The organism is Vogesella mureinivorans (assembly GCF_007644035.1).
Lineage (GTDB): Bacteria > Pseudomonadota > Gammaproteobacteria > Burkholderiales > Chromobacteriaceae > Vogesella > Vogesella mureinivorans.
The window spans coordinates 335,549-345,594 of sequence record NZ_VMTV02000178.1 but is presented as its reverse complement, the minus strand read 5'-3'; the positions used below and the strand labels follow the sequence as shown (position 1 = coordinate 345,594).

Here is a 10,046-nt window from a genome sequence, read left to right as displayed (position 1 = left end):
TTCCCTGATAGCTCAGTCGGTAGAGCGACGGACTGTTAATCCGCAGGTCGCAGGTTCGAGCCCTGCTCGGGGAGCCAGAAAATTCAGAAGTAGTGCTTCGGTAGTACTTCAAGCAAGTTGTGTTCCCTGATAGCTCAGTCGGTAGAGCGACGGACTGTTAATCCGCAGGTCGCAGGTTCGAGCCCTGCTCGGGGAGCCAGATACAAGACAAAACCCGCCTTTTGGCGGGTTTTGTCTTTTTTGCTTTGTACCAGCGTATCCGCATGGCGCTGTAGCCTGTAGCTAGTCAGCTCAGGGCTTGCTCGGTATCGGGTTGGCCGCAGCCTTGTCGCCGGGGCTGGGCAGTGGCCGCGATAGTGCCTGCTGCAGCATGCGTTCATGCTCGCCGCTTTGTTGTAGTTGCTGCATGGCCTGTTGCAGCTTGCTTACGGTCACGCTAGGTGTGCCGTGGCTGGCTGCCAGAAACAGGGTGCGAACCGGCGCAATGGCCGTGGTTTTGTGCAGGAATGAGGCTGGCAGGTTGCTTTGCTGCAGGGTGGCCTGTACACGGTAGGGCGAGCCTGCCATATAAGCCACGCTGCCACTGCGCAGCATGCGCAGGCAGTCGTTGTGGCTGCCGGTGAGTACCAGCTGCATGGTGTGATCACTGTCTTGCTGTCGCAGGGCTTCTTCGCTGACGTCTTTGCGCACCGTGCAAATGCTGCAGCAGCGCAGGATCTGCTGCAGCGAGGGCTCCGCCCCGTGCACGGCTGTCTCTAGCCGCCACAGAAATTGCTGTGTCTGGCTGAGCTTACCTATCCAGATGAATTTGTTTTCGCGCTCAGGTGTGCGTGCCAGGCTGAATAGCAGGGTGTTGGGGCGCGACTGGGCGATCGCCATGGCACGTGCCCACGGGTAGACAACGGTTTGCGCCTGCAGGCCGCTGAGTGCCAGCGCACGCTGCACGATGAGTGCATGGGCCCCGTCGGCGGTGTCGTCATTACTGAAGGTGTTATACGGCGGCCACGGCTCGGTAACGGCAATCAGCCCTTTATCGGCCTGCTGCCCATGTGTCGCAATGCTTGTCAGCAGCAACAGGCAGCCGGCAAGCCGGTAGCTTGCCTGCCTGATGGCGTGCGCTGCAGTGCTGGGGTGCGGTGGCTGGAGCATGGTGGGTTTCCGGCTGGCCTGTTTACTCAGTGTGGCTGATGTTGCCGGAAGTGCAAGGTGCGCAGCTTAGGCGTGCGGTGGCTGCATCATGAAAAACACCCCCGGGCGTGGTGCGCGGGGGTGTGGGGGGGGCGAGGCTGGCTAGCTTACTTGCTGGCTACCCAGTCTTTGGCGCTAGCCAGGGCGCTGGCCAGGTTTTCCGGCTGGGTGCCGCCGGCCTGGGCCATATCCGGGCGGCCGCCGCCTTTGCCGCCAACCTGCTGGGCTACATGGTTTACCAGCTCGCCGGCTTTAAAGCGACCGGTCAGGTCTTTGGTGACGCCGGCAATCAACGCGACCTTGCCATCTGCTTTACTGCCCAGCACGATCACTGCAGAGCCCAGCTTGTCTTTCAGCTTGTCCAGCGTGTCGCGCAGGGTGGCGTTATCGGCGCCTTCCAGCTCGGCGGCCAGCAGTTTTACGCCGTTGACCTCGCTGGCTTGTTCGGCCAGGCTATCGCCAGCGCTGGCAGCCAGTTTGGCCTTGATGCCAGCCAGCTCTTTTTCCAGCGCTTTCAGGTCGGCCTGCAGGCTGCCAATCTTGTTCAGCACTTCGTCGCTGCTCTGGGCCTTCAGGTTGGCCGCAGCGGCCTTCAGCAGGCTGTCTTGCGCCTGTACGTGGGCTACCGCGCCTTCGCCGGTAACGGCTTCGATACGGCGTACGCCAGCGGCCACGCCGCCTTCGGCCACGATCTTGAAGAAGCCGATATCGCCGGTGCGTTGTACGTGGGTACCGCCGCACAGCTCGGCGGAGAAGTCGCCCATGCTCAGTACGCGTACTTCGTCGCCGTATTTCTCGCCAAACAGTGCCATGGCGCCGGCGCGCACGGCGTCGTCAAAGCTCATCAGCTGGGCTTTCACTTCGTAGTTGGCCGCAATCACGTGGTTCACCAGGCGTTCGATCTCGGCGATTTCTTCCGCGGTGACCGGCTGGCCGTGGGCAAAGTCGAAGCGGGTGCGCTCCGGGTTCACCAGCGAGCCCTTCTGGGCCACGTGGGTGCCCAGTACCTTGCGCAGCGCAGCGTGCAGCAAGTGGGTAGCCGAGTGGTTGCGGGTGGTGGCCAGGCGCTGGTGCAGGTCGATGGTAGCCTGCACGGTATCGCCTACTTTCAGCGCGCCACGCGCCAGGCGGCCGGTGTGGCCGAATACCGCGGCTTTCACTTTCTGGGTGTCGGCTACGTCAAACAGCGCATCTACGCCGCCAGCCAGCGAAATCTCGCCTACGTCGCCTACCTGGCCACCGCCTTCGGCGTAGAAGGCGGTGTGGTCCAGTACCACCACGCCTTCGTCGCCAGCGGCCAGGCTGTCTACTTGCTCGGTGCCCTTGTACAGCGCCACGATGCGCGCATCGGTGCTGGTCTGGGTGTAGCCGTGGAAGGTGGTGTCGCTGCCTTCGTAGCTCAGGCTGCCAGCTACCTTGAAGGCAGACGCGGCGCGGGCGCGGGTGCGCTGCGCTTCCATGGCGCGCTCAAAGCCGTCCATGTCTACATCGATATTGCGTTCGCGGCAGATGTCGGCGGTCAGGTCTACCGGGAAGCCGTAGGTGTCGTACAGCTTGAAGATGGTGTCGCCGTCCATGGCGGTCTTGCCGCCAGCCAGTGCGGCATCAACCAGTGCCATGCCGGTGTCCAGCGTTTCGGCAAACTTGATCTCTTCGGCGCGCAGCGCGTCTTCGATCTGGGCTTGTTGCTGGCGCAGCTCGGGGTAGGCATCGCCCATTTCGGCGACCAGGTCGGCCACGATCTTGTGGAAGAACAGGCCTTTCTGGCCCAGCTTGTAGCCGTGGCGGATGGCGCGGCGGGCGATGCGGCGCAGCACGTAGCCGCGGCCGTCGGCGGACGGCAGAATGCCGTCGGCGATCATGAAGGAGCAGGCGCGAATGTGGTCGGCGATCACTTTCAGCGACGGCACGTCCTGGCTGTAGGCCACGCCGGTTTCGCGCGCAGCGGCGCGTACCAGGCAGGACAGGGCGTCGGTTTCGTAGTTCGATTTCACGCCCTGCAGTACGGTGGACAGGCGCTCCAGGCCCATGCCGGTATCCACGGACGGTTTTGGCAACGGGTGCAGGGTGCCGGTTTCATCGCGGTTGAACTGCATGAACACGTTGTTCCAGATTTCCATGTAGCGGTCGCCGTCTTCGTCCGGGCTGCCTGGCGGGCCGCCGGCGACGCTTGGGCCGTGGTCATAGAAAATCTCGGTACACGGGCCACACGGGCCGGTGTCGCCCATGGTCCAGAAGTTGTCGGACGCGTACGGTGCGCCTTTGTTGTCGCCAATGCGCACGATCTTGTCGGCAGGCACGCCTACCACTTTGTGCCAGATGTCGTACGCCTCGTCATCGCTGGCGTACACGGTCACCATCAGCTTGTCTTTGGGCAGGTTCAGCCACTGTTCGCCGGTGAGGAATTCCCAGGCAAAGGTGATGGCGTCGTGCTTGAAGTAGTCGCCAAAGCTGAAGTTGCCCAGCATTTCAAAGAAAGTGTGGTGGCGGGCGGTGTAGCCTACGTTTTCCAGGTCGTTGTGCTTGCCGCCAGCGCGCAGGCATTTCTGGCTGGTGGTGGCGCGGGTGTAGTCGCGTTTTTCAAAGCCCAGGAACAAGTCCTTGAACTGCACCATGCCGGCCACGGTGAACATCAGGGTAGGGTCGTTGCCCGGAATCAGGCTGCTGGACGAGACAACCTGGTGATTTTTGGAAGCAAAAAAGTCCAGAAACTTCTGGCGAATGGCGGAGGTTTTCATGATTTATGGGTCGTATTGGGTCGGATTCTGAAAACGGCGACACGCGACGCGTGAATATCGGTCGATTGTGGCAACTGCGCACCGTGCTGGCAAGCCTTGCGGCCAACCTTGTGCACGGCGGGGCGCATTTTCGGCTGCTGCCGGTGTGTGGCTGGCCGTGCGCTATGTTGGCCGCAGCGGGTGGCGGGTGCGCTTATCGAAGCAGCGCTGGCTGGCTAGCTTTGTGCATCGTCATCCGGCCATTCGTCACTGCCTTTGATGACCTGGCGGATCGTGTCCATGCCAAAGCCGCGGCTGGCCAGGTAGCGCATCTGTTTGGCGCGCCCGGCGGCGTCGCTGGCGGGTTGGCCGAATTTGCGCAGCCACTGGCTGCGTGCGGTGGCCAGGTCGTTGTGGCTGGACAGGGTCTGCTTGATGGTGTCGCTGTCTACACCGCGTTCGCGCATTTCCATGGCCACGCGGCGGCTGCCGTACTTGCGGCTGCGGCTGTCGGCAAACTGTTCGGCAAAGCGGGCGTCGCTTTGCCAGCGGCTGGCGGCCAGCTCGTCCAGCAGGGCGTCCACTTCTTCTGCGTTCTCGGCAAAAGGCGAAAGCCGCCGCTTCAGCTCCAGCCGCGTGTACTCGCGGCGGGACAGAAGATCGACGGCTCTTGCCTTCAGGCTTTTGCCCGGTTTTTCCATCAGGCGTCGAAGGTGTCGTCCGGCAGCTCTTCGCCGGGGTCCGGCTTGCCTTCGGTGATTTCTACCTTGATACCCACGGCTTCGCGGATCTTGCGCTCGATTTCCTGGGCAATGGCCGGGTTGGATTTCAGCCACTCGCGGGTGTTGTCCTTGCCCTGGCCGATTTTCTGGCCGTTGTAGGCGTACCAGGCGCCGGATTTGTCGATAAAGCCGTGTTCTACGCCCAGCTCGATGATTTCGCCTTCGCGGCTGATACCTTCACCGTACAGAATGTCAAAACCGGCTTGCTTGAACGGTGGCGATACCTTGTTTTTCACCACTTTCACGCGGGTTTCGTTACCGATGATTTCTTCGCCCTTCTTGATACCGCCAATGCGGCGGATATCCATACGTACCGAGGCGTAGAATTTCAGCGCGTTACCGCCAGTGGTGGTTTCCGGGCTGCCGAACATCACGCCGATCTTCATGCGGATCTGGTTGATGAACACCACCAGGGTGTTGGTGCGCTTGATGTTGCCGGTGAGTTTGCGCAGCGCCTGGCTCATCAGGCGGGCTTGCAGGCCTACGTGGCTGTCGCCCATTTCGCCTTCGATTTCGGCTTTGGGTACCAGGGCGGCAACCGAGTCCACCACGATTACGTCCACGCCGCCGGAGCGTACCAGCATGTCGCAGATTTCCAGTGCCTGCTCGCCGGTATCCGGCTGCGAGATCAGCAGGTCTTCTACCGATACGCCCAGCTTTTGTGCGTATTGCGGGTCCAGCGCGTTTTCGGCGTCGATATAGGCGCAGGTGCCACCCAGTTTTTGTGCTTCGGCAACCACCTGCAGACACAGGGTGGTTTTACCGGACGATTCCGGGCCGTAGATTTCCACCACGCGGCCACGCGGCAGGCCACCCACGCCCAGTGCCAGATCCAGGCCCAGCGAGCCGGTGCTGATGACTTGCAGGTTTTCGGTGATCTGGTTGTCGCTCATGCGCATGATCGAGCCTTTGCCGAACTGCTTTTCAATTTGCGCCAGCGCTGCACTCAGCGCCTTGCTTTTGTCTTCGGAACGCTCTGCCATGCTTGCTCCATTCATTCAACGGGGTGGATAACGATTCAGCTTTTGATTATGTACGTTTTCATCTGGCCTGCCAAATAAAAACGACAGGCAGCGATGCATGCGCGCCACAGCGGTGTGGCGGTGATGAATACAATCAGCGGATTATCGCACAAAAGGCCGGCCTACCAAGCCGCCGGGCGCACCGCCAGGCTGTGATGCGGCAAAGCCTATGGCTGGCGGGCAAGCTGTGACAGAATGGCAGCATGCTGAACGATCGCACTCAATATTTGCTCAAGGTGCTGGTAGAGCGCTATATCGCCGATGGCCAGCCTGTGGCGTCCAAAACCCTGGCCACGGTATCCGGGCTGGAGCTGTCGTCCGCATCCATCCGCAATATGCTGGCCGACCTGGAAGGGCTGGGGCTGATTGCCTCGCCGCACACCTCGGCCGGGCGCGTGCCCACGCCGCGTGGCTACCGCCTGTTTGTCGACCGCCTGTTGACGGTGCAGCAGTTGGCCGAGCCTGCCGTGGCCGAGCTGCGGCATACGCTGCAGCCGGACAGCCCCAAGCGGGTGGTGAAGGCGGCGTCGCAGCTGCTGGCCGAGCTGACGCAGTTTGCCGGCGTGGTGATGACGCCGCAGCGCGCCGATGCTGCGTTTCGCCAGGTGGAGTTTTTGCGCCTGTCCGAGCGCCGGGTACTGCTGATTCTGGTGACGCTGGAAGGCGACGTACAGAACCACCTGTTCAACACCGCACGCGACTACAGCGGCAGCGAGCTGATCGAAGCGGCCAACTTCCTGAACCAGCACTACGCCGGCCACGCGCTGGGCGGGGTAGCCAGCCGGGTAGGGGAGGAGCTGCAGCAGCTGCGTGGCGATATTTCCGAGCTGATGCAGCTGGCCATCCAGTTTGGCCAGCAAACGCTGCACGGTGGCGACGACCTGGTGATTAGCGGGCAGGGCAAGCTGCTGAGCGTGAGCGATTTTTCCGGCGACCTGAACCGCCTGCGCGAGCTGTTCGATACCTTCCAGCGCAAGACCGAACTGTTGCAGCTGCTGGAACAAAGCCGCCGCGCCCCTGGTGTGAACCTTTTCATTGGCGACGAGTCCGGCGTGGTAACGCTGGACGACTGCAGCGTGGTGATTGCCCCGTACCGGCTAAACGGCCAGGTAGTGGGCGCGCTGGGCGTAGTGGGCCCCACCCGCATGGCCTACGAGCGGGTGATTCCGATAGTGGATATCACCGCGCGCCTGGTGTCGAGCGCACTCAATTTCAACGACTGACTTCTGTGCCGCACCCAGGCTGGTGCGGCCAACCTTGGTATTCCCCATGACCATCCTGAAGACCCTGCTGGCCGTGGCCAGCTTGCTGGCAGCCGGTGTTGCCCATGCCGATGTGGCGCTGCTGATGCGCCCGGACGTGCAGCGCTATATCGACGAACAGGTCGCCACTGGCGAGCTGAGCCGTGCCGAGCTGGAGGGAGTGCTCGCCAGTGTTGCACCTAAGCCGGATATTATTGCCATCATGGATAAACCGTCCACGGCGCGGCCTTGGTACCGGTTCCGCCCCAATTTCTATAGTGACAAGCTGATGCAAGAGGGTGTGGCGTTCTGGCAGCAGCACGAAAGCACCCTGCAGAAGGCGGCAGATACTTACAAGGTGCCACCGGAAATCATCGTGGCCATTATCGGTATCGAAACTCGCTATGGACGCAATACTGGCAGCGTTCCCTTGGCCGATGCGCTTGCTACGCTGGCTTTCGACTACCCGCGCCGCGCCAGCTTCTTTCGCGCCGAGCTGTCCGAATTTTTCCGCTTGGTACGTAGTGAAAAAATCAATGCTCTTAGCCTTAGAGGCAGCTACGCCGGTGCCATGGGCCTGCCGCAGTTCATGCCGTCCAGCTACCGCAAGTGGGCGGTGGATTTTGATGGCGATGGCCACCGCGATATCTGGAACAACCCTGTCGATGCTATCGGCAGTGTGGCCAACTATTTCCAGCAGCACGGCTGGCTGGGTGGGGACGACGTGGTGATACCGGCCGAGCTGGCCCCCGGCACCGTGCCGGATGAGCTGGTGGCGGATAAATTCAACCTGCACTACACCGTGGCCGAGCTGAAAGCTCGCGGGGTGATGCCGCAAGCGCCGGTGCGCGACGACGCGCTGGCCGTGCTGGTGCCACTGGAGGTGGCGCCGGGCGAAACACGCTACTGGCTGGGCCTCAATAATTTCTACACCATTACCCGCTACAACAAGAGCACGCTGTACGCCATGGTCACGCACGAGCTGGCGCAGGAAATGCGCGCCCGCTTTGTGCAGGCGCGCATGGCACCGGGTGCGGGGCAGTAAGGTGCCGTGCTGCCGGCTATCTGCATGGCGGGCAGGGTGCCGGGTGGCTGGCGGCCGCGCTGAAATAGTCGCCATACCCGGCGAATCCCTTTAGAATTCTGCGCCATGACCTATCAAGTTCTCGCCCGCAAGTGGCGCCCCAAGCGCTTTGCCGACCTGGTTGGCCAGGAGCACGTGGTACGCGCCCTGTCCAATGCGCTGAAAGAATCCCGCCTGCACCACGCCTACCTGCTCACCGGTACCCGTGGCGTGGGCAAAACCACCATCGCCCGTATTCTGGCCAAGAGCCTGAACTGCGAAACCGGCACCACGGCCGAGCCGTGCGGCGTGTGCCAGGCGTGTACCCAGATTGATGCTGGCCGTTTTGTGGACCTGCTGGAGATCGACGCCGCCTCCAACACCGGCATCGACAATATCCGCGAAGTGCTGGAAAACGCCCAGTACACCCCCACCATGGGGCGCTACAAGGTCTACATCATCGATGAAGTGCACATGCTGTCCAAAAGTGCCTTCAACGCCATGCTCAAGACGCTGGAAGAGCCGCCGGCGCACGTCAAATTCATCCTGGCCACCACCGACCCGCAAAAAGTGCCGGTCACGGTGCTGAGCCGCTGCCTGCAGTTCAGCCTGCGCAACATGACACCGCAGCAGGTAGCCGGCCACCTGGCGCATATGCTGGACGTGGAAGGCATTGCCTACGAAACCCCGGCGCTGGCCTTGCTGGGCCGTGCTGCCGCCGGCTCCATGCGCGATGCGCAATCGCTGCTGGATCAGGCCATTGCCTACGGCCTGGGCGAGGTGAAAGAAGACGGCGTGCGCGCCATGCTGGGCGCGGTGGACAAGCGCTACCTGTTTGCCCTGCTGGACGCGCTGGCCGACGCCGACGGCGCCCGCCTGGTGGGTGAGGTGGAAGCGTTGGCCGCACGCGGCATCGGTTTTGACAGCGCCCTGGCCGAGCTGGCCAGCCTGCTGCACCAGCTGGCGCTGGCGCAAACCGTGCCGGCCGCCATTGCCAGCGACGAGCCCGAGCGCGACGCCATTTTTGCCCTGGCCCAGCGCCTGGCCGCCGAAGACGTACAGCTGTATTACCAGATCGCCCTGCACGGCCGCCGTGACCTGGCGCTGGCGCCAGACGAACACGCCGGTTTCAGCATGAGCATGCTGCGCATGCTGGCCTTTCACCCGGTAAACGGCGGTGAAAGCGCCGCCCGCCCGCTGCCGGTAGCCCGCCCGCCCGTGCCTGCGGCCAACCCTGGCGCCAGTAGTGCGGCATTGCCTGTCGGCGTATCGCCAGCGCGCGCAGCCTTGGCGCAGCTGGGTGGCAAGCCGGCCGAGCGCAGCCCTGCGGCCGCTGAAAAACCGGCTGCGCCCGAGCCGGAACCCGAGCCCGCGCGGCCCGCCCCGGCGGCGCCAGCGCGCCAGGCCGCGCCACGCGAGCCCGCGCCGTGGGACGAGCAGCCTGCTGCGGTAACACCTGTTGCGGCCCCCGTTCCCGCCCGCCAGCCAGCCCCCGCGCCTGCAGAGCTGGTAGCGGAAGACGCTGACGACGATGCCGAGCCCGAGGTGCTGGATACCGCCAGCGACAGCGACGACGAGCTACCCGCCTACGCCATGATGATGGACGAAGACCCGGGCGAGCTGGTAAGCGAAGCCCCGGTATTCGATGGCGACTGGGCCAGCCTGATTGGCCGCCTGGGCAACAAGCTGGGGGCCGCCCGCATGCTGGCGCAAAACGCTGCGCTGAAACACTGGGACGGTAAGGTATTCGAGCTGGCGGTGCCGGAAGGCTTCCGCAATATGGCCACGCGTGATTATCAGGACAAGCTGAAAAGCGTTCTGGGCGAGTATCTCGGCCAGAGCATTGAACTGAGGGTGTCGGTAGAGACCCTCGATATGGAGACCCCCGCCATGCGCGATGCACGCTTCAAGCGTGAGCAGCTGGCCGGTGCGCGTCAACACATGGAAAACGACCCGGTCGTACAGCAGCTGGTGCAGGAAATGGGCGCCATGCTGCTCGCCGAGACAGTACAACCCGTACAGGAGTAGCAACA

At 62.9% G+C, this 10,046-nt stretch carries 7 protein-coding genes and 2 tRNA genes; 5 read left to right on the top strand and 4 right to left on the bottom strand.

The annotated features are described in order from the left end of the window. Position 1: 1 nt before the first annotated feature. A tRNA-Asn gene (locus FLQ44_RS07670) sits at positions 2-77 on the top strand. 46 nt (positions 78-123) lie between these two features. After that, positions 124-199, top strand: a tRNA-Asn gene (locus FLQ44_RS07665). A gap of 92 nt (positions 200-291) precedes the next feature. On the opposite strand, the gene FLQ44_RS07660 is transcribed toward FLQ44_RS07665, so the two are convergent. The 4 genes from FLQ44_RS07660 to recA all read right to left on the bottom strand — a co-directional run bounded on the left by FLQ44_RS07660 (position 292) and on the right by recA (position 5,670). Continuing rightward, complete coding sequence (locus FLQ44_RS07660) at positions 292-1,149, bottom strand: substrate-binding periplasmic protein (protein ID WP_147693914.1); 858 nt, start codon at positions 1,147-1,149, stop codon at positions 292-294. Positions 1,150-1,295: 146 nt separating this feature from the next. Continuing rightward, positions 1,296-3,926: an alanine--tRNA ligase gene (gene alaS, locus FLQ44_RS07655; RefSeq protein ID WP_147693913.1), complete on the bottom strand. Its 2,631-nt coding sequence runs from the start codon at positions 3,924-3,926 to the stop codon at positions 1,296-1,298. Positions 3,927-4,141: 215 nt separating this feature from the next. Further along, entirely contained in the window at positions 4,142-4,606 is a 465-nt protein-coding gene (gene recX, locus FLQ44_RS07650; protein WP_147693912.1) for a recombination regulator RecX, read from the bottom strand. Then, on the bottom strand, positions 4,606-5,670 hold the full coding sequence (gene recA, locus FLQ44_RS07645; RefSeq protein ID WP_147693911.1) for a recombinase RecA: 1,065 nt from the start codon (positions 5,668-5,670) through the stop codon (positions 4,606-4,608). The genes recX and recA overlap by 1 nt, the downstream gene beginning before the upstream one ends. A gap of 242 nt (positions 5,671-5,912) precedes the next feature. On the opposite strand from recA, the gene hrcA reads away from it, so the two are divergent. From hrcA to dnaX, 3 genes are all read left to right on the top strand, one after another. After that, on the top strand, positions 5,913-6,932 hold the full coding sequence (gene hrcA, locus FLQ44_RS07640) for a heat-inducible transcriptional repressor HrcA (protein ID WP_147693910.1): 1,020 nt from the start codon (positions 5,913-5,915) through the stop codon (positions 6,930-6,932). A gap of 46 nt (positions 6,933-6,978) precedes the next feature. Beyond that, positions 6,979-7,995 carry a lytic murein transglycosylase B gene (mltB, locus tag FLQ44_RS07635; RefSeq protein WP_147693909.1) on the top strand — a complete coding sequence of 339 codons (1,017 nt, stop codon included), beginning with the start codon at positions 6,979-6,981 and terminating at the stop codon, positions 7,993-7,995. A gap of 105 nt (positions 7,996-8,100) precedes the next feature. Further along, positions 8,101-10,041 carry a DNA polymerase III subunit gamma/tau gene (gene dnaX, locus FLQ44_RS07630; protein ID WP_147693908.1) on the top strand — a complete coding sequence of 647 codons (1,941 nt, stop codon included), beginning with the start codon at positions 8,101-8,103 and terminating at the stop codon, positions 10,039-10,041. The last annotated feature ends 5 nt before the right edge of the window (positions 10,042-10,046 follow it).

What these genes read in the sequence shown, in the direction of transcription:
- recX (WP_147693912.1), bottom strand. Translation starts at nt 4,606, where the DNA reads ATGGAAAAACCGGGCAAAAGCCTGAAGGCAAGAGCCGTCGATCTTCTG.
- alaS (WP_147693913.1), bottom strand. Translation starts at nt 3,926, where the DNA reads ATGAAAACCTCCGCCATTCGCCAGAAGTTTCTGGACTTTTTTGCTTCC.
- dnaX (WP_147693908.1), top strand. Translation starts at nt 8,101, where the DNA reads ATGACCTATCAAGTTCTCGCCCGCAAGTGGCGCCCCAAGCGCTTTGCC.
- FLQ44_RS07660 (WP_147693914.1), bottom strand. Translation starts at nt 1,149, where the DNA reads ATGCTCCAGCCACCGCACCCCAGCACTGCAGCGCACGCCATCAGGCAG.
- mltB (WP_147693909.1), top strand. Translation starts at nt 6,979, where the DNA reads ATGACCATCCTGAAGACCCTGCTGGCCGTGGCCAGCTTGCTGGCAGCC.
- hrcA (WP_147693910.1), top strand. Translation starts at nt 5,913, where the DNA reads ATGCTGAACGATCGCACTCAATATTTGCTCAAGGTGCTGGTAGAGCGC.
- recA (WP_147693911.1), bottom strand. Translation starts at nt 5,670, where the DNA reads ATGGCAGAGCGTTCCGAAGACAAAAGCAAGGCGCTGAGTGCAGCGCTG.